The 19598-nt window shown below is 71.7% G+C and carries 16 protein-coding genes and 1 pseudogene; 12 read left to right on the forward strand and 5 right to left on the reverse strand.

Translation table 11 applies throughout. The annotated features are described in order from the left end of the window. Nucleotides 1–118: 118 nt before the first annotated feature. The 6 genes from IE242_RS07130 to IE242_RS07155 all read left to right on the forward strand — a co-directional run bounded on the left by IE242_RS07130 (nt 119) and on the right by IE242_RS07155 (nt 6297). Complete coding sequence (locus IE242_RS07130) at nt 119–1147, forward strand: glycosyltransferase family 2 protein (protein WP_189856559.1); 1029 nt, start codon at nt 119–121, stop codon at nt 1145–1147. Continuing rightward, nucleotides 1144–2493 carry an endonuclease/exonuclease/phosphatase family protein gene (locus IE242_RS07135; RefSeq protein WP_189856561.1) on the forward strand — a complete coding sequence of 450 codons (1350 nt, stop codon included), beginning with the start codon at nt 1144–1146 and terminating at the stop codon, nt 2491–2493. Before IE242_RS07130 ends, IE242_RS07135 begins: the two co-directional genes overlap by 4 nt. Next, on the forward strand, nt 2490–3635 hold the full coding sequence (locus IE242_RS07140; RefSeq protein WP_229858386.1) for a glycosyltransferase family 2 protein: 1146 nt from the start codon (nt 2490–2492) through the stop codon (nt 3633–3635). The genes IE242_RS07135 and IE242_RS07140 overlap by 4 nt, the downstream gene beginning before the upstream one ends. Continuing rightward, a complete protein-coding gene (locus tag IE242_RS07145) occupies nt 3632–4723 on the forward strand; it encodes a lysylphosphatidylglycerol synthase domain-containing protein (RefSeq protein ID WP_189856563.1) in 1092 nt (363 codons plus the stop codon). The genes IE242_RS07140 and IE242_RS07145 overlap by 4 nt, the downstream gene beginning before the upstream one ends. Beyond that, complete coding sequence (locus IE242_RS07150; protein ID WP_189856565.1) at nt 4713–5498, forward strand: polysaccharide deacetylase family protein; 786 nt, start codon at nt 4713–4715, stop codon at nt 5496–5498. The genes IE242_RS07145 and IE242_RS07150 overlap by 11 nt, the downstream gene beginning before the upstream one ends. Before the next feature lie 184 nt (nt 5499–5682). After that, nucleotides 5683–6297, forward strand: coding sequence for a COG1361 family protein (locus IE242_RS07155; protein ID WP_189856567.1), 615 nt, complete (start codon nt 5683–5685; stop codon nt 6295–6297). Between the two features lie 86 nt (nt 6298–6383). Here the strand turns inward: IE242_RS07155 and IE242_RS07160 are convergent, their stop codons facing one another. Beyond that, nucleotides 6384–8552 (reverse strand): MMPL family transporter, encoded by a 2169-nt coding sequence (locus tag IE242_RS07160; RefSeq protein ID WP_189856569.1) that lies wholly within the window; start codon nt 8550–8552, stop codon nt 6384–6386. Between the two features lie 26 nt (nt 8553–8578). Then, on the reverse strand, nt 8579–9127 hold the full coding sequence (locus IE242_RS07165) for a TetR/AcrR family transcriptional regulator (RefSeq protein ID WP_189856571.1): 549 nt from the start codon (nt 9125–9127) through the stop codon (nt 8579–8581). 343 nt (nt 9128–9470) lie between these two features. On the opposite strand from IE242_RS07165, the gene IE242_RS07170 reads away from it, so the two are divergent. From IE242_RS07170 to IE242_RS07185, 4 genes are all read left to right on the forward strand, one after another. Beyond that, on the forward strand, nt 9471–12479 hold the full coding sequence (locus IE242_RS07170) for a 3-keto-alpha-glucoside-1,2-lyase-like domain-containing protein (protein WP_189856573.1): 3009 nt from the start codon (nt 9471–9473) through the stop codon (nt 12477–12479). Between the two features lie 284 nt (nt 12480–12763). Beyond that, the gene (locus IE242_RS07175; protein ID WP_189856575.1) at nt 12764–13459 is read left to right on the forward strand and encodes a Crp/Fnr family transcriptional regulator; all 696 of its coding nucleotides are present in this window, start codon (nt 12764–12766) and stop codon (nt 13457–13459) included. Between the two features lie 149 nt (nt 13460–13608). Beyond that, nucleotides 13609–15276 carry a hydroxylamine reductase gene (gene hcp, locus IE242_RS07180; RefSeq protein WP_189856577.1) on the forward strand — a complete coding sequence of 556 codons (1668 nt, stop codon included), beginning with the start codon at nt 13609–13611 and terminating at the stop codon, nt 15274–15276. 107 nt (nt 15277–15383) lie between these two features. Continuing rightward, nucleotides 15384–16412 carry an FAD-binding oxidoreductase gene (locus tag IE242_RS07185; RefSeq protein WP_229858388.1) on the forward strand — a complete coding sequence of 343 codons (1029 nt, stop codon included), beginning with the start codon at nt 15384–15386 and terminating at the stop codon, nt 16410–16412. A gap of 160 nt (nt 16413–16572) precedes the next feature. On the opposite strand, the pseudogene IE242_RS39065 reads toward IE242_RS07185, so the two are convergent. Continuing rightward, nucleotides 16573–16668: pseudogene (locus IE242_RS39065) on the reverse strand (VOC family protein); the annotation flags it as partial. 254 nt (nt 16669–16922) lie between these two features. Beyond that, nucleotides 16923–17423, reverse strand: a complete 501-nt coding sequence (locus IE242_RS07190) for a GtrA family protein (RefSeq protein ID WP_229858390.1) — start codon at nt 17421–17423, stop codon at nt 16923–16925. 283 nt (nt 17424–17706) lie between these two features. Here IE242_RS07190 and IE242_RS07195 point away from each other — a divergent pair, with 283 nt between their 5' ends. Both IE242_RS07195 and IE242_RS07200 read left to right on the forward strand, forming a co-directional pair. Then, nucleotides 17707–18009 (forward strand): ArsR/SmtB family transcription factor, encoded by a 303-nt coding sequence (locus IE242_RS07195; protein WP_189856581.1) that lies wholly within the window; start codon nt 17707–17709, stop codon nt 18007–18009. Beyond that, nucleotides 18006–18398 carry a VOC family protein gene (locus IE242_RS07200; protein WP_189856583.1) on the forward strand — a complete coding sequence of 131 codons (393 nt, stop codon included), beginning with the start codon at nt 18006–18008 and terminating at the stop codon, nt 18396–18398. Before IE242_RS07195 ends, IE242_RS07200 begins: the two co-directional genes overlap by 4 nt. A gap of 150 nt (nt 18399–18548) precedes the next feature. Here IE242_RS07200 and IE242_RS07205 read toward each other — a convergent pair whose 3' ends face one another. Then, entirely contained in the window at nt 18549–19589 is a 1041-nt protein-coding gene (locus IE242_RS07205) for an NAD(P)-dependent alcohol dehydrogenase (protein WP_189856585.1), read from the reverse strand. Nucleotides 19590–19598 lie beyond the last annotated feature (9 nt).

Consider the following 19598-nt stretch of genomic DNA (forward strand, 5'->3'; position numbering starts at 1 on the left):
CAACCGGCACTTCGCGTGTGTCCCCCTGCCCCGACCGCCTTCGGCTGTGCCCGGACGGCCGCGAGGCCTCCTCGTAGTCGGCGGCACGCACCACGAGAGTTCAGAGAGAAGGACATCCATGCAAGAACCACTGGTCTCCCTGATCATCCCCAACTACAACTATGGGCGCTCCCTGGGCCTGTGCATCCAGTCCGCCAAGGACCAGGACTACCCGAACCTGGAGATCATCGTCGTCGACGACTGCAGCACGGACGGCTCCGAGGACATCGCGCGGTCCCACGGTGTGACCGTGGTGAGCACCGGCACCAACAGCGGTGTCGCCGTCGCCCGGAACACCGGGGCCGCCCGGGCCCGCGGCAGCGTCCTCTTCTTCCTCGACTCGGACGTGGCGCTGAGTCCCGGCGCCGTCCGGGCCGCCGTCGAACTGCTGCGGGACAACCCGGGCATCGGCGCGGTGTGCGGCATGTACGAGCCCGAGCCGCTGATCCGGGACAGCCTCGTCGAGGAGTGCCGCTGCCTCCAGGCGTACTACTGGCGGACCAGTTCCGAGGGCACGGTGAGCTTCCTGATCTCCGCCATGTGCGCCATGCGCGTGGAGGTCTTCGAGGAGATCGGCCCGTTCAACCCGAATCTGCGGCAGACCGAGGAGGTCGACTACGGGCAGCGGCTCAGCCAGCGCTACGACCTGCTGCTCACCCCGGCCGTCCGGGGCGCGCACGACGACGACCACGAGATGTGGCCGCTGGTGCGGAAGATCTTCACCCGGGGGCGGCTGCGCGTCCCGCTCTACGCCCGCCGCAAGCGGTTCGCCAAGGGCTTCGAGACGGCTTCCCGCTCCTGGGCGAGCCTCGCGTCGGCGCTGGCGGTGGTGTCGCCGGCGGTACCGGTCGTGCTGGGGCCGGTCTGGTGGGCGCTGCCGGCCCTGCTGTTCGGCGCCGTCATCGGTCTCGACTTCGGCATGTACCGTTTCGTCGCCGCCCGGCGCGGACCGCTGTTCATGCCCGCCTTCGTCGGCGTCCAACTGGCCTTCAACCTCACCGTGGTGGCGGGAGTGGCCTTCGGCACGGTGCACTGGCTGCTCTCCCCGTCGTTCCGCAGGCTGTACGACCGCGACCACGCGGTCCCGTCCACCGCGGCCGCCCTGTGACCGTCTTCCACGGGCCGGCTCCCCGGGACACCGTCCTGGAGCGACCCGGCCCGGACGGCGGTGAACGGTCCCGTACGGTCCGGGTCCGCGTCCGGCAGGGACGCGCGGTCCGCGTCCTGGTGACCCTGGCCGTGCTGTGGGCCTGTTACACGGTGCTGCAGCGGCTGATCAGCGGCCGGTGGTGGGTCATGCTGGTGCCCGATCTGCTGCCGCCCGTCGCCTTCCTGCTGGTGCCGGTGCTGCTGATCGCGGCGGCCTGTGCCCTGGCGCTGCGGCGGAGGAGGCGTACCGGGGGAGCCGGTGTCCCGGTCGCGGACGGGAACGGGACCGGGACCGGGGAGGGTTCCGGCACGTCCGGCGGCGACCTCCCGGCCGGCGCCGGCACATCGGCCTCCGGTCCCGTCGCTCGCTCCGTGCGCCGCGGACGTACGGTGCCGGGGCGCCGCCCGCGCGGTACGGCGCTGCTCCTGGTGTGCTGCCTGGCCGTGCTCTCGGCGGCGGTGAGCTGGCCCCGTAACGGGGTACGGCTTTCCGCGCTGACCCACCAGGCCTCGTCCGCCACCGGTGACCTGCGCATCGTCTCCTGGAACACCACCTGGTGGGGTCAGGACGTCGACACCGACCGGTTCTGGGCGACGCTGCGGGCCCAGCGGGCGGACGTCTACCTGCTCCAGGAGTACGTGCACGGGATCGACCACCGGCAGGAGAACCTGAGGCCGGTCGACGACCTGGAGCGTATCCGCCGCGAGTTCCCCGACTACCACGTCGTCTCCCGGGGCGAGTTGATCACGCTGTCCCGGTTCCCGGTGACCGGACACGAGCTGGTGGGCCCGGGCAGCGCGGTCGCCGGCCGGCCCGACGCGCCGTGGCTGGAGGTGTACCGCGCGGTGAAGACGCTCCGCGTCGACATCCGGGTGAACGGCCGTCCCCTGTCCCTGTACAACGTCCACATCCCCGTGCAGATCGACCCCGGACCGCACCTCGTCTCCCCCTCGTTCTTCGGCATGCTGCGGGAGCGGCAGCGGAGCCGGACAGCACAGTTCGAAGGGCTCGAGGCGGAGTTGCGCGAGCAGCGCGGGCGCGGTGCCGCCGCCGTGATCGCGGGGGACTTCAACAGCAGCCCCGTGATGGGAGAGATGGACGAACTGCGCGCCACCCTGCGCGACGCGGCGGACAGCGGCGGCGGTCTCTATCCCCGTACCTGGAACGAACTCGTCCCGGTGCTCGGGCTGTGGCGGCTGGACTGGGCGTTCTCCACCGGACCGGTCACCGTCGACAGCTACCGCCTCGACGCCATGAACAGCCTGTCCGATCACCGAGCACAGATCCTGGAGGTGTCCCTGTGACCGGCTCCGGCACCGGCCCCGACCCCGCGGCGGCAGCCGTTCCCGGCGACGGCGTGAGCGATGCCGGCGGCGCGCCCGTCCGGGTGTCCGTCGTCATCCCCAACTACAACTACGCCGAGACGCTGGAGCTGTGTCTGGCCTCCCTGCACCGGCAGACCCTCCGGCCGTTCGAGATCATCGTGTCGGACGACGCGAGCACCGACGGCTCCGTCGCCGTCGCGGAGCGCTTCGGCTGCCGGGTCGTGCGCGCCGACACCAACCGCGGTGTCTCCGCCGCCCGCAACGCCGGGGCCGCCGCCGCGCGGGGCGACATCCTGTTCTTCCTCGACTCCGACCAGGCCCTGTCGTCCGACTCGCTGGAGAACGCCGTACGGCTGCTGCGGTCCGACCCGGAGCTCGGCTGTGTGCACGGCATCATCGCCCCCGAACCCCTGGTGGACCACGGGCCGGTCGAGTGGTACCGCACCCTGCACGCCCATCACTGGCGGCTGAAGGGAGTGGGCCCGACCCCCACCGCGTTCTTCGCCGCGGCGGCCGTGCCCCGCCGGGTCTTCGAGGAAATCGGTCCCTTCCACCCCGCGCTGCGCGACAGCGAGGACGTGGAGTACAGCGAACGGCTCTCCGCCCGGTACCGCATCCTGCTCACCGACCGGGTGGTCGCCGCCCACGACGAGGAGCACCGGCTCGGTCCGATGCTGCGTGAGCAGTTCCGGCGGGCCCAGTACCTGCTGCCGTTCGCCGCCGCTCACCGCCGCCGTCCCGGAGCGCTGCGGGCGAACAGCATGGCGGGGGTGGCTGCGGCCACGTTCACCGTCGTCACCGTGCCGGCCACCGTCGTCGCCGCGCCCCTCGCCGTGCTTCCCGTACTCGGGGTCCTGGCGTTCGCCTGCGCCGACCCGTCCCTGCTGCGCTTCGTACGGCGCCGGCGGGGGCTCGGCTTCCTGCCGCTGTTCGTCGCCCTGCATCTGCTGGTCAACCTGCAGATCGCGCTCGGCGCCGGCACGGGCTGGCTGCGCAGCAGGTTCGACCGCGACTTCGGCAGGGTCGCCGGCCGCCCTCCTCACGGCGCGGACCTCCCGGCGGGGTCCGGTGCCGGCGTGGGCGTCGGCGGGCCCGACGCGCTGGAAGGACGAACGGGATGACCGGAGCCGTGCGCAACACCACCGAACCCGTGCGGGACGCCAGGGATGCGCCCGTCATCCCCCGCGATGCCCCGGACGATGATGGTGGAACGCCGGCGCGCAGGCGCGGCTGGACCGCGCTGCTCCGGCCCCTCCTGGCGGCGGCGCTGATCGGCGGTGCCGGGTACGGGATGTGGCGGGCCCTCGGGGGCAGCGGTCCCGTCATCGGGGAACTGCTCGCCCGTGACGGCGCCGCCCCCTGGCTGGTCGGCTCGGCACTGGTCAACCTGGCGGGGCTGGCCCTCAGCATGGCCTCCTGGCGCAGTACGGTCACCGGTCTGGGGAGCCCGCTGCCCTGGGGGCCCACGTTCCAGATCTTCGGCGCGACGGTCCTCGGGAAGTACCTGCCCGGCCCTTTCTGGAGCGCCTTGGCCGGGGTGCATCTCGGGCGCCGCCACGGAGTCACCGCGCAGCGCATGGTCACGGCCTACGTCCTCAACTCCGTGGTGGTGCTGCTGACCGCCGCGGTGGTGGGCGCCCTGGCGGCCCCGCGCGTGATGGGCGACGGCGCGTGGTGGCTGCTGCCGGTGGCCGTCGCCCTGGCGGCACTGCTGCGGAGGCCGGGCGTCGTCGTACGGGCGGCCGGCCGGGCGGCCCGGCTGCTGCGCCGACCCGCACCGGACCTGCGGGTCGCGGACGGCGACCTGCGCCGTGCGATCGTCTGGGAAGTGCTGTCCTGGCTCGTGGGCGGTGCGCACCTGTGGATGATCGCGGTGGTGCTCGGGGCGCCCGTGGCGGGCTCCCTCGCGCTGTGCGTGGGGGGGTTCGCCCTGGCCGCGGCGGCGGGAGCGGCCGCCCTGGTGGTCCCCGGCGGCGCGGGCGTACGCGAGGTCGTCCTGATGGTGGTCCTGACGGCCGATCTGCCCTGGGCGCAGGCCGGAGCGGCGGCCCTGGCCAGCCGGGTGTGCTGCACGGTAACGGAGATCGTCGGCGCGGGCGCGGCCCTGCTCGCCGTCCGGTGGGCGCGGAACGGCCGCGACCGTGCTGCGGCCGGGGGCGTGGCCGGGGCCGGGGCCGGGGCCGCCAAGGAGGTGTCCAGTGGCGCGTGACACGCGCGCCGCGGCCCTGCGCGCCCTGAGCTCGCAGGTGGCGTGGAGCATCGTCCGCCGCGCCGAGGCGCTGCGCACCGGGAAGGCCGGCCGCGACGGGCGGGGGCCGCTCCTCGCGCACGGCCCGGTGTTCCGTGTGCCGCGCGCGGACGCGGTCGTGAGGGCGGTCCCCGGCAGGGAGCCGGGAACGCCCGTCGGCGCCGGTGAGCCGTGGGACGTGGCGGCGCCCGTCGCTCTCACCGTCGACGACGGTCCCGATCCCACGTGGACCCCGGCCCTGCTCGACGTGCTCGCCGCCCAAGGGGTACGGGCCACGTTCTTCGTGGTCGGCGAGCGCGCCCGGCAACACCCCGAACTGCTGCGGCGTGTCCTGGCGGACGGCCATCACCTGGGCAACCACTCCTACTCGCACGTCCAGCCGTTCGCCGCGCTGCCGGCGGCGGCCGTCGCCCGGGAGATGGGCGAGACCCAGCGGGTGGTGACCGGCGAGACCGGCGTCAGGCCAACTCTGTTCAGGGCTCCGGCCGGAGGGTGGTCGCGTTCCGTGCTGGCGGCCTCGCGCCACCACGGACTGACGCCCGTGGACTGGACGGTCGATCCCAAGGACTGGCGGGAGCCGCCCGCGGACCGTATCGCCCAGCGGGTGGCGCGGGCCCGCCCGGGCGACATCGTCCTCTGTCATGACGGCGGCGGCGACCGGTCCCGCACGGTGCAGGCGCTGGACCTGGCGCTCACCCGGCTGCGCGAACGCGGCACCCTCTTCACCGCGCTGTGACGTCCGCGCCCGGCGTCGCCGGAGCCCATCAGGCCGGTACCCGGTCGCGCCGTGCGTGCGGACGCCGCCACGCCCCGTACGGCCTTCACCGTTCCTCGATCGTCCAACGTGCGGGCCCGGAGATCCCGGCGCGTCTTCCCGACCGGCCACCGCGTGGCAGTCGAGCGGTGACGAGTACGCGCCGATGAAGTACGCCACCTGTTCCTTCGACCAGGTGCTGGCTCCGGGCGACTCCTTCGAGCTGCCCGCGCCCCTGACGGCGCGGCTCGCCGGACACGCGCTGAACGAACGGCTCGACATCAGCGTCGAGCCGGGCGGCGGCGTCGAGGACCTCGACTCCGGAGAGAACTACGTGGCGCTGGAGATCGGCACCGACAACACCGCGGACTTCTCGGTGACGGGCGACACGGTCTCCGGTGCGCAGGGCGAGACGGTCACGGCCCGGCTCACGTTCAGGAACAACGGCCCGGGCTGGCTCGGCAACCTTGGCTCCGGGGACCCGGTCGCCAACGTCCGGCTGATCGTCCCCGCGGGCACCACGGTCACCGGCGTCCCGTCCGGCTGTGCTCCGCGCACCCTCTCCGGCGGCTGCTGCCCGCGGCAGACGGGCGCCCCGCGCTACGACTGCGACCTGCCGTACTGGGTGCTGGAGGACACGGAGCGTTCGTACGACTTCTCGCTGCGGATCGACACCGTGGTGCCCGGTACGACCGGTGCCGTCAGCATCCACCCCGACTTCGGCGAGTTCACCTTCGACCCGGACGCCGGCAACAACACGGCGGTTATGGCCGTCAGCTGACCCGCTGACACCTGACTCCGGGAGGACGGGACCGCTGTACGGGTACCGTCCTCCCGGAGTCGCGGTCCGTCCGACCGGCGCACGGGTCAGACCGAGACGGGCTCCTCGCTGCGCGTCTCCGCGGCCAGCTGCCGGTTCAGTTTCTCGCCCTCGATGTCGAGGTCGGGCAGGGCCTTGTCGACGGGCTTCGGCAGCCACCAGGCGGCACGGCCGAGCAGTGACATCACCGCCGGGACCAGCGTCATGCGGACGACGAAGGCGTCGATGACCACGCCGACGGCGAGGGCGAACCCGATGGACTTGATGATCGGGTCGTCCATCAGCACGAAGCCCCCGAACACGGACGTCATGATGAGCGCGGCGGCCGTGACGACGCGGGCGTTGTGGCCCATGCCGCTGACCATGGCCGCCTGCGGGTCCGCGCCGTGGACGAAGTCCTCGCGCATGCGGGAGACGAGGAAGACCTCGTAGTCCATGGCGAGGCCGAACAGGATGCCGATGAGCAGGATCGGCAGGAAGCTCACCAGCGGACCGGGGGTGTCGACGCCCACCAGGCCGGCGAGGTGGCCCTCCTGGAAGATGCCGACGGTGATGCCGAAGGTCGCGCCCACGGTGAGCAGGAAGCCCAGGGCCGCCTTCAGCGGTACCAGGACCGACCGGAAGACCAGCATCAGCAGCAGGACGGACAGGCCCACCACCAGGAGCAGATAGACCGGCAGGGCGTCGGAGAGCTTCTCCGAGACGTCGATGCCGAGGGCGGTCGCGCCGGTGAGGGCGATGTCGGCGAACTCGATCTCCGCGACCCGGTCGCGGATGGCGTGGACGGCGTCCTCGGTGGCGGCGGCGGTCGGGCCGGCCTCGGGGATGATGGTCAGCAGGGCGGTGGTGCCCTGCTCGTTGAGCTGTGCCGGGGCGACGGTCAGGATGCCGTCGGTGTCCTGGATGACGTTGGCGGCCAGCCTGGTGGCCGACTTGGTGGATTCCGCGTCCTCAGCGTTGACGACGGCGATGAGACGGCCGTTGAAGCCCTCGCCGAAGCCCTCGGAGGTCAGGTCGTACGCCTCGCGAGCGGGGGATCCCTCGGCGGCGGTGCCCGCGTCCGGCAGGGCCAGGCGCATGTCCTGCGCCGGGAGGGTGAGCGCGCCCAGCCCGAGGATGCCGACGACCAGGAACGGGACGCGCAGCTTGGTGACGAGCCGGCCCCAGGTGAAGCCGAAGCCCTCGGCCACGGCGCCGTTCGCGGCGGTGTCCCCGTCCGCGCGGCGCTGCTTGCGCGGCAGGATCCTCCTCCCGGCGAAGGAGAGGAAGGCCGGCAGCAGGGTGAGGGCGACCAGCACGGCGACGGCGACGGTGCCCGCCGCGGCCAGGCCCATCACGCTCAGGAACGGGATGCCGACGACGGAGAGGCCGGCCAGGGCGATGACGACGGTGGCACCGGCGAAGACGACGGCGGAGCCGGCGGTGCCGGTCGCGCGGCCGGCGGCCTCCTCGGGCCGGAGGCCCTCGGCGAGGTACTGGCGGTAGCGGGAGGTGATGAAGAGCGAGTAGTCGATGCCGACGGCCAGGCCCAGCATCAGCGCCAGGATCGGCGCGGTGGAGGTCAGCTCGATGACACTGGTCAGGGAGAAGAGGCCGGCCATGCCGACCGCGACGCCGATCAGCGCGTTCAGCAGGGTCATGCCGGCGGCGACCAGCGAGCCGAAGGTGATGACCAGGACCACCGCGGCGACCAGGACGCCGAGCGCCTCGGTGGAGCCGACCTCCACCTCACCGCCCATGACCTCGCCGCCGTGCTCGACCCGGAGCCCGTCGATGTCGGAGCCGACGGCCTCGTACGCCGACTTCGCCTCGTCGGTGACCTCGTCGGCGGCCTTGTCGAACTGGACCTGGACCAGGGCGTAGCGGCCGTCCTGGGAGACGGAGCCGGCCTGGAACGGGTCCACGGCGGCGGTGACGCCATCGATCCCGGAGGCTTCCTTCACCACGGGTGCCACCGCGGCGGGGTCCAGCTTCTCGCCCTCGGGTGCGGCGACGACGATGGTGCCGGTGGCTCCGCCCGCCTGCGGGAACTGCCGTTCGAGGTCGTCCAGCGCCTGCTGGGACTCGGTGCCCGGCATGGAGAACTTGTCGCTGGTCGGGCCCATCAGGGTGGCGGCGCCGACACCCAGCAGGACCAGCAGGAGCAGCCAGACCGCGGCTATTCGGCCTCTTCTGCGGAAGGAGAACCGGCCGAGCCGGTACAGCAAGGTCGCCATGGAGGAAGGGTCTTTCCTGTGAGGGATCAGCTGGGGGTGTGGTCAAGCGTCCGCAGCGCACTGCGGATCATTTCGGCACGCAGCACCTCGTCCGGCGCCACCTCGTCATCGGTGGCGCTGGTGATGAAGACGGCGCCCAGCACCATCCACGCGGCCACCCGGGCCGGTGCCTGTTGCGAGCGGCCGGCCAGCGCGTCCAGCAGCCCGTCCGCCAACTCCAGGACGCCCAGGTCCTGGTGGCAGGACATCTCGGCGATGTCCTCGAAGAGCAGCCGGATCTCGCGGCGGTACCGCAGCGCCAGGTCGACGTACCCGGTGACGGCCTCCTCCACCAGCCGGCCGCCCGCCAGCCCGGCCACCCGGTCGAGCAGCGTGGCAAGGGCGTCCCGGGCCGGGGTCAGCAGCTCGGTGAGGATCTTCTCCTTGCCGGCGAAGTGGTAGAGGAGCGACGCCTTCGAGCAGCCCGCGTCGGAGGCGATGTCCTGCAACGAGGTACCGCGGAAGCCGTGCACGGCGAACAGCCGCAGTGCCGACTCCAGGATCTGACCGCGCAGGGCGGAGGCGGAGCGTGCCATGCCCCCACCATAACTGTCCGATCGGTCAGTTCTGACCGATCGGACAGCGTGTTGCCGTGACCTGCATCACCGTTCACGCCCGGGCTTGTACGGCACGCGTGCGGCCGATGCCGGCTTGGCTGCTGCAACCGGGCTGCGTGCCAGGTCCATGCCCCGCCGGGCAGCACTGATCAGGCTCATGAGACCGGCTCTGCACCGCACACGACCGTACTTTGAACTCTCCGCTGACAAAGTATGGACATGTCAAGCAGAAGCCCTCTACCTTGACGGCGGAACTGCAGCCATACCGCATGAGACCGGAGCGAAATCCGGCACGGTCCGGTCCCCACGACCCGGAGGACCAATGCGCCAACGCCTGTTATCGCGTGCCCGAAGACGCCTCGTCGTCCTGTTGACCTCGAGCATTCTCACCGGCGGCGTCTGGGCCGCCCCGACCTCCTCGGCCGCTTCCGCGGAGATCCCTCCCCAGGAGCCCGGCATCACACTGCGCGTGTTCGACGTGCAGACGCCGTTGAGCAAGCTGTGCACCCTGAAGCCGGCACAGACCCCCAACCACGACGCACTGATGCCGACGGTCGACTGGTCCACACCCGCCGACTTCGGCGGGTTCTCCGACAACTTCGTGACGGAGGCGACCGGTTACCTGGTCGCGCCACGCGACGGCAGCTATGTGTTGCGCCTCACCAGCGACGACGGCTCACGACTGACCATCGACGGCACCACGGTGATCGACCACGACGGGCTGCACGGCGCGGAGCCCAAGGACGGCACGGTCCACCTCACCGCCGGGTCGCACCCCCTGCGCATCGAGCACTTCGAACGCGACGGCGGGCAGCAGCTGCAGCTCTCCTGGAGGCCGCCCGGTGCGAGCGACTTCACCGTCGTACCGCGTGAGGCGCTGAGCACCGACGCCGGCGTCGTCCGGGTGACGGCACCGGGCCGCAAGGAGTGCGAGGCGAGCGGGGACTCTCCCGGCGACGGCCTGCCGCTGACCGACGTACGCCCCGACCTCACCCTCACCGACCTCCGCCCCGACGGCTTCGAACCGCAGGTCAGCGGCATGGACTGGCTGCCCGACGGGCGGCTCGCGATCAGTACGTGGGGCGGCAGCGACAACGTTGCCGGAGAGGTGTACCTGCTGGACAACGTCACCGGCGCGACCAGCCGGGAGAAGGTCACCGTCAAGAAGGTGGCGGACGGGCTGCGCGAGCCCATGGGCATCAAGTACGTCGACGGTTCCCTGTACGTCTCGCAGAAGCACGAGCTGACCCGGCTCGTCGACCGGGACGGCGACGACGTGACAGACGAGTACCGCACGGTCGCCACGTGGCCGTACGGAGGGAACTTCCACGAGTTCGCGTTCGGCCTGCTCCACCGCGACGGCCACTTCTACGTGAACCTCTCCGTCGCCATCGACCTCGGTGGCGCGACCACCGTTCCGCAGCCCGCGCCCGGCCGCGGAACCACGTACAAGGTGAACGCGAAGACCGGCCGGATCACCCCGATCGCGGGCGGTCTGCGCACGCCCAACGGACTCGGCTGGGGGCCCGACGGCGGTCTCTTCGCCACCGACAACCAGGGCGGATGGCTTCCCGCGTCGAAGCTCGTGCACATCAAGCAGGACCGCTTCTTCAACCACTACACGGAACCCGCGGGATCCTTCGAGGACTCCCCTGTCACCGAACCGGTGCTGTGGCTCCCGCAGAACGAGATCGGCAACTCCCCCTCCACTCCCCTGCTGCTGAGGAAGGGTCAGTTCGCGGGTCAGATGCTGATCGGCGACGTCACCTACGGCGGTCTCCAGCGCGCCTACCTGGAGAAGGTGAAGGGGCAGTACCAGGGCGCCGTCTTCCGCTACACCCAGGGCCTGGAGGCCGGGGTCAACCGGATCACCCTCGGTCCCGACGGCGCGATCTACGCCGGCGGCCTGGGCGCCGACGGCAACTGGGGCCAGGAGGGCAAGCTGCGGTTCGGCCTGCAGAAGCTGACGCCCAACGGCGGCAACACCTTCGACATCAGGACCATGCGCGCCGTGCCGGGCGGCTTCGACCTGACCTACACCCAGCCCGTCTCCGCCGAGACCGCCTCGCAGCTCGCCGAGCGGTACCAGGCCGAGCAATGGCGCTACACGCCGACCGCCGACTACGGCGGTCCGAAGATCGCCGAGGAAGAGCTCGCCGTGCGCTCGGCGACCCTTTCGAAGGACGGCCGTACCGTCCGGCTGCGGCTGGACGGCCTGAAGCCGGACCGCGTGGTGCACGTGCGCTCCCCGCGCCCCTTCACCTCGGCGTCCGGTGAGACGCTGTGGAACACCGAGGCCTGGTACACGCTCAACGCCATGCCCGGCAAGCAGCCGCCCGCCGCGACCCTGTACGAGGCCGAGGAGGCACGCCTCACCGGAAAGGCCGGGATCAACACCGACCACACCGGCTACTCCGGCAGCGGGTTCGTCGACCGCTACGCGACCGAGGGCAAGGTCGCCACGACCTTCGACGTGACCGTCCCGAAGGCGGGCGCCTATGACGTCAACCTGCGGTACTCCAACGGCCCGAACCCGTTCCAGGGCACCAAGTCCCTCTCCCTGTACGCCGACGGGAAGAAGGTGCGGCAGACCCAGCTCCCCTCCACCGGCGACTGGGACACCTGGTCCACCAGGACCGAACGCCTGAACCTGCGCGCCGGACACAACTCGATCTCCTACCGGTACGACCCCGGCGACACCGGCCATGTCAACCTCGACCTGATCACCGTCCACCCCCACGGCGCCCGGGTCACCCTCTTCGACGGGACCGACGCCTCGCAGGACCAGTGGCAGCACACGGACGGACGGCCGGTGGCATGGCCCACGGCCGAGGAGAAGTCGATGGAGGTGTGCTGCGGTGACATCCGCACCAAGGACGCCTACCAGGACTTCAAGCTGCATGTGGAGTTCCGCGTCCCGTTGCTGCCCCCTGAGGTGACCGGACAGGACCGCGGCAACAGCGGCATCTTCCTCCAGGACCGCTACGAACTCCAGATCCTGGACTCCTACGGTGACACCTCACTGAACACCGACGAGGCCGGGGCGATCTATCTGAAGAAGGCGCCCGACGTGAACGCGGCGACCGCACCGGAGACCTGGCAGACGTACGACATCGTCTTCCGCGCGGCCCGCTTTGACGACAGCGGCGAGAAGACGGCCGACGCCCGGGTGACCGTGATGTGGAACGGCAAGAAGATCCACGACGATGTCGCCCTCGACGGACCCACCGCGTCCGGCCGCTCCGAGACGCCGGCCGCGGGAGCGATCCGGTTGCAGGACCACGGGAACAAGGTCCGGTTCCGCAACATCCAGGTGCAACCGCTGATGTGATCCTCAGCCGAGTCCGGTGAGCGGCCCGGGACGAGCGCGTCCGCGTTCGCGCCCGGGCCGCTCACTTCTTCGGCACGGACGACGTGGCACCTCAGACGAACCGCGCGCCTCTGGTGCCGGTCGAAACAGTCCGGGATGAGCCGATGCGGGCGGCGGAGGAGGGTCGTTCGGCCCCGGGGCACGGCCCCGTGGTCCCTGCCCCGGCCGGTCCTTCCCCGGCGACCCTGAAACCACAGGGTCCGCCGGAAAGTGTGCGGGCACCGATTCGGGGAGGACTCCGGCGCATGAGGCCCAGCACCTCCAGTGTGTCCGAACTGCTTCCGCGGCTCCCGCTGTTCGCCGGGCTGACCTGGGAACAGCTCACCGTCATCTCCTCGGGTTCACACGTCCGGACGGTGGGCCGGGGCTCGGTCCTGTTCCACCAGGGCGACCCCGTGCGCGGCTTCTTCTTCGTCCTGCGCGGCCAGGTGCAGCTCACGGTGTCGGCGGCCGACGGTGCGGAGAAGGTGCTGGAGATCGTCCAGGCCGGGGAGAGCTTCGGTGAGGCAGTGGTGTTCGAAGGGATCAGCTATCCGGTCACCGCCACCGTCCTGGTCGGCACCGAGCTGCTGTCGGTGTCCGGCACGGCCGTCCTCGCGCTGCTCGACCGTGACCCGTCCTTCGCCCGCCGCATGCTCGCCAACATGGCGGTACGGCTGCGGCGCCTGGTGGGTGACGTGGAGTCGTACTCGTTGCGCACCAGCGAGCAGCAGGTCATCGGGTATCTGCTGCACCGCACGGACGAGGAGACGGACGGCCGCGTGCGGGAGATCGTCCTGCCCGCGGCGAAACACACTCTCGCCTCCCGCCTCAACCTGACCCCCGAGACGTTCTCCCGCACCCTGCAGGGACTGTCCGCCGACGGGCTGATCAGCGTCCGGGGCCGGCGCATCACCCTGCACGACACGGTCCGGCTCGCGGCCCGGCTGGAGTGGCGGTGACGCCCGTCACAAGCGCGTCTTGATCTGCGTCAAGGATCCGCACGCACCCGCTCCGTAGCGTCCGTGACATCACCAGCGACGGCTTCCGACTTCCGACTTCCGACTTCCGACTTCCGACTTCCGACTTCCGACTTCCGAGGAGTATCCGCATGTTCTGTTACCAGTGCGAACAGGCCGACCGTACGGGCGCGGTCCCCGGCTGCGCCGGCCCACTGGGCAACTGCGGCAAGGATCCCGCCACCGCCGACGTGCAGGATCTGCTGATCCACTCGGTGAAGGGCATCGCCCAGTACGCGAGCCGGGCCCGGGCACTGGGCGCCGGGAACGACGAGGCGGCCGGGTTCATCCTGTACTCCGTGTTCACCACGCTCACCAACGTGAACTTCAACCCGACCCGCTTCGTCGCCCTCCTCCAGGAGGCCTCGGACATACGGGACCGGGTGCGGGCCCGCTACGAGGAGGCGGCACGCGGGCGCGGGCTGGAGCCCGAGCGGCTCACGGGACCGGCCGAGTGGCAGCCGGCGCCGGACCTGGACGGGCTGCTGGCCCAGGCCCCGGCCTTCCGCGTGGACGCCGGTCTCGACCTGGTCGGCCCCGACGTGGTCGGACTGCGCTCACTGCACCTGTACGCCCTCAAGGGCATCTGCGCCTACGCCCACCACGCCCACGTCCTCGGCCGGCACAGCACCGAGGTGTTCGGCGGCGTGGAGGACGGACTGGCGTACCTGGCGGGCGAGCCCGCGGACGTCGACGAGCTGCTGGACCGGGCGATCGGCCTCGGCCGCCTCAACCTCGCGGTGATGGAACTGCTCGACGCCGCCAACACCGGCACGTACGGCCCCCAGCGGCCGACCGCCGTCCGTACCACCCCCGTGGCGGGCAAGGCGATCCTGGTCAGCGGCCACGACCTGCGTGACCTGGCCGCTCTCCTGGAGCAGACCAAGGACAGCGGCATCAACGTCTACACGCACGGCGAGATGCTGCCCGCACACGCCTACCCGCTGCTGAAGGCCTACCCGCACCTGGCCGGCAACTACGGCGGTGCCTGGCAGGACCAGCAGCGCGAGTTCGCCAGGTTCCCCGGCCCGATCCTGATGACGTCGAACTGCATCATCGAGCCCTACCCCGCCTACCGCCGGCGCATCTTCACCACCGGCCCGGTCGGCTGGCCGGGCGTCCGGCACCTCGCGGACGGCGACTTCTCCCCCGTGGTGCAGGCGGCGAAGGCGATGCCCGGCTACCGGACGGAAGGCCCGGAGCGGTTCATCACCGTCGGTTTCGGGCACGACGCGCTGCTGGCCGCCGCGGACCAGGTGGTCGACGCGGTACGGCGGGGCGCCATCCGGCACTTCTTCCTGGTCGGCGGCTGCGACGGGCCCACGGTCGGCCGCGACTACTACCGCGATGTCGCCCTCGGCGCTCCCGACGACGCGGTCGTCCTCACGCTCGGCTGCGCCAAGTACCGCTTCAACCAGCACGACTTCGGCGCCATCGACGGCATCCCCCGGCTGCTGGACCTCGGACAGTGCAACGACGCCCACTCCGCCGTCAGGATCGCCCAGGCGCTGGCCGACGCCTTCGGCTGCGGCATCGATGAACTGCCCCTGACACTGGCCCTGTCCTGGACCGAGCAGAAGGCGGTGGCCGTGCTGCTGAGCCTGCTGGCGCTGGGCATCCGGGGCATCCACCTCGGCCCGTCCCTGCCCGCCTATCTCACGCCGGGCCTGGTGGCCGTGCTGGTCGACCGGTTCGGGCTGCGCACCATCGGTGACCCGAAGACGGACATCGCGGCGGCGCTGGAGAGGGCCGGCGCATGACCACCTCACCAATCGAAGCAACCGATGCAACCGATGCAACCGATGCAACCGATGCAACCAGTACGATCGACACAACCGGCACAACCAATGCAACCGAAGTGAGCCCGGTGACTCTGACCACCTCCGACGGGGAGCACCTCGACTTCGGGTGCGCGCCGGGGCAGACCGTCCTCGAGGCCGCCGCCGCGTGGGGCGCCGCCCTGCCCGCCGCGTGCCGCCGGGGCACCTGCGGCTCCTGCCGGGCCACCGTCACCGACGGCGTGTACGACCTGGACACCCACAGCCCCCAGGCGCTGCCGCCCGGCGAACGCGACGGGGGAGCCGTCCTGCTGTGCCGCACCCGCCCGCACGGGCCGTTGACGGCCGACCTGCCCTACGACAACTCCCGCATCCTGTACGGCGGCATCCCGGTGCGCGAGGGCACGGTCACCGCGCTGAAGCCGGTCGCGCGCGACACCGTACGCCTGGAGCTGCTGCTGGACGAGGACGAGGAGCAGGGCGCCGGGTTCCAGTTCGACGCGGGTCAGTTCGTCGAGGTGCGGGTGCCCGGCCGGGAGGAGAGGCGGGCCTACTCGCTCGCCAACACCGGCAACTGGGACGGCCGCGTGGAGCTCTTCGTGCGGCTGCGGCCGGGCGGGCTGTTCTCCTCCTACCTGCGCGACCGGGCCCGCATCGGCGACCGGCTGACGGTGTACGGCCCGCAGGGCGCCTTCGGCCTGCGCGAGACGGGAACGCGGCCGCGCTGGTTCGTGGCCGGCGGCACGGGACTGGCACCGCTGCTGTCGATGGCCCGGCAGATGGCGGAGTGGCAGGAGCCCCAGCCCGCCCGCTTCTTCTTCGGGGTCAATGAGGCGGAGGACGTCTTCGCCGAGACCGAACTCGAGGCGGTGGCGGTCGAGGCGAGGGCCTTCACCTACGAGGTCTGCGTGTGGCGGCCCGGCACCGGGTGGCGGGGGGCGGCCGGTACGCCCGCCGACCGGGTCGCCGACGCACTGCGGACGGTGGACGCGGCGGGCGAACTCCCGGACGTCTACGTGTGCGGGCCGCCTCCCCTCGTCGAGACGGTGGCGACCGCAGCCGTCGCGGGTGGGGTCCCGCCGGACCGCGTGTTCCGGGAGCGCTTCCTGCCGACGTAGGCGGTGCCGTCACATCGTGCCGGGCGCGATCCGGGCGCCTAGCACCGACCGTACGGGCCCCGTACGGGGCCCGTACGGGGCCGAACCGGCTCCGGACCGGCTCCAGTCCGGGGTCAGACCGGCTCCGGACCGGGGTCAGACCGGCTCTGCGATCCTTTGCTCAGCCGGCCGGTGGGGGTTCTTCCCCGAATACCCAGGGGGCCAGTACGAGGAGCCAGCCGTCCGGGTCCTCGAAGAGGACGGCACCGTGCTGTGGCCAGTAGGGGTTCGCCGCGGGAACCGGGCCGTGCCCGTGCTTCGTCGTACTTCGCGTTCGGCCGGGCGAAGCGGACCGCGCCTACGTCCAGGTGACTGGGCCATGAATGAGACATGGGGCGATAGGTGACAGCGCCCAAGAGGATCCGGATCGGGCTCCGGACCCGGACTTCGGACCTACGACCGGCGGTGCGAGTGCAGCGTGCCGGCGCCCCGGCGCCGGATCGCGGTCACCTCTCTTCCACACGGACGCCGTCAGCGGGTGCGGGCGCGGAACACCGAGGTACGCAGGACGGTGAACCGCAGGGCGGTGACGACCACGGACGCGCAGGCGAGAACGAGCGTCTCCGCGGCCGGCGAAGCCTGCGGGTCGGCGTTCTTGAACCACAGCACCGCGCCGGAGGTCATGAGGTAGCCCAGCACGAACAGGGCACCGGCACCGAGGTGCGCCCGGGCCGGTGAGGCGGTGGTGTGCCGGAAGGTGAGACGGCGGTTCGCCTCGGTGTTCAGCACGGTGAGCACCACCAGGGAGACGAGGTTGGCGACCGCGGGCGGCCACCACCCGCGCAGCAGCCAGTAGAGCAGGGCCTGTCCCGCGGTGGAGGCGATGCCGATGGCGACGAAGCAGGCCAGCTCCCACGACAGTACGGCCCGCTTGCCCGAGGACGCGAGGACGGCGTCCGGGTGCTCGGCCGTCGGCGCCGGCCGGCGGGGCAGCGGCACCCGGGCGGTGCCCGAGGCCTTGGGTCGTGCCATGCGTCGCAGTCCCTTCAGGTCGTCGGTGGCCGTGCCGATCACGTCCACACGCGCAACCCATTGTGCTCGGCGAGCACAGGACTCCCGTGTCGGAGATCCCGGAGATCCGGGCGTCGTCGCGGGTGAGCTTGGGCAGCGGCCCGAGCACCCGGGTCGGGCGGCCCGGACGCCGCACTGAGCGTCGGTGAAGCGCACCCCCTGGGTGAGCGGTGAGCCGCATGATGCCATCCAAGCAGCGCACCTCGACTTGATAGGCAAGTGAGCGATTGCCTATCCTGCGGTCGTGGCCGACGACCTCTTCAAAGCCTTGGCCGACCCCACCCGCCGCACCATCCTCGACGAGCTCACGGAGAGATCCGGACAGACACTGTTCGAGATCTGCTCGCGACTGAGCATGAAGCATCAGCTCGGCATCTCGCGCCAGGGGGTCTCCCAGCACCTCGCCGTGCTGGAGGCCGCCGGGCTCGTCGAGACCAGGCGGGAGGGCCGCTACAAGTTCCACGACCTGAACACGGCCCCGCTGCGGCAGATAACCGAACGATGGCCCGTGCCCCACCCATCCGGACCGGAGGACAGCACCCCGTGAAGATCCATATGACCAGCGTCTTCGTCGACGACCAGGCCAAGGCCGAGCAGTTCTACACCGAGATCCTCGGCTTCGTGAAGAAGCACGACGTCCCGGTGGGCGAGCAGGACCGGTGGCTGACCGTCGTCTCGCCCGACGAGCCCGACGGCACGGAACTCCTCCTCGAACCCGCCGGCCACCCGGCCGCCAGGACCTACCGCGACACGCTCGTGCAGGACGGCATCCCGCTCGCCCAGTTCGCCGTCGACGACGTGCAGGCGGAGTACGAGCGCCTGCGCGGCCTCGGCGTCCGCTTCACCCAGGAGCCCCTGGAGATGGGCGACGTCACCACCGCCGTCTTCGACGACACCTGCGGCAACCTGATCCAGATCGCGACAGAGCCGCAGTAGGCGGTCGACCGCGTACGGGGCACGGTGGTGGCGACGCCGGCCCCTCGCCATGGACGGACTTCGCCGGCGCCGGGCCGAGCGGCACCGTACGCGTGCGGCGGCGGCACGGGACCCGTGGTGGGACCCCGTGCCGCCGCCGGACGCGTACGGTCAGCCGTTCGGCAGGATCACCGCACGGCCGTTGATCTTCCCCTCGTGGAGCAGCTCGTAGGCGCGAGGTGCCTCGTCGAGGGAGAACGTCTCCGTGTGCACGGAGACGGCGCCGGACCGGGCCAGGGCCAGGACCTCGGCGAGCTCGCTCCGGCTGCCCCAGTAGGGGCTGTACACCGACACCTCGAAGGGGAGGCTGCCGAAGCCGACGGGCAGCGTGGCGCCGCCGATGCCGACGATGGCGATCTCGCCCTCGACGGCCGCGACGGCCGCCGCGGTGGCGAGGGTGGGCTCGACGCCGACGAAGTCGAAGACCGCCTCGGCCCCGACGCCACCGGTGAGCTCCCGCACGGCCCCGGCGGCGCGGGCGTCCGACAGGACGGCCTCGTGCGCCCCGACCTCACGGGCCAGCCGCAGCTTGTCCTCACTCACGTCCAGGGCGACCACCCGGGCCGGCGTCAGGGCGCGCAGCAGCTGGATGGCGACGTGGCCGAGACCGCCGGTGCCGATGACCACCGCGGTCGACCCGGCGACCAGCCTGGGCAGCGCACGCTTGATCGCGTGGTACGGGGTGAGGCCGGCGTCCGTCAGCGGTACCGCGGCGACCGGGTCCAACCCGTCCAGCGGCACCAGGTGCCGCGCGTCGTCGACGAGCATGTACTCGGCCATCGAGCCCGGCGCGCCGAGGCCCGGCGGCCGGATGCCCAGCTCGTCGGCGCGCAGGCAGTAGTTCTCCTTGCCCTCGGCGCACTTGGCGCACCGGCCGCAGCCCTGCGGCCCGTACACCGCGACCGCCTCGCCCTCCGACAGCCCGGTCACTCCGGCGCCGAGCGCGGCGACCGTGCCGACGCCCTCGTGGCCCAGGGTGAGGGGAAGCGGGTAGGGGAAGTTCTCGGCCGGCCAGCTCATCACCGCGATGTCGGAGTGACATACACCGGCGGCGGTGACCTTGAGCAGGACCTGTCCGGGGCCGGGCTCGGGGTCGGGGACGGTCACCACTTCCGGTGCGGCGCCGATGGTGCGGTATTGCAGTGCCTTCATGTTCTCAAT

Origin of the sequence: Streptomyces poonensis (assembly GCF_014650915.1) — a bacterium.
In the GTDB taxonomy this organism is placed as follows: domain Bacteria; phylum Actinomycetota; class Actinomycetes; order Streptomycetales; family Streptomycetaceae; genus Streptomyces; species Streptomyces poonensis.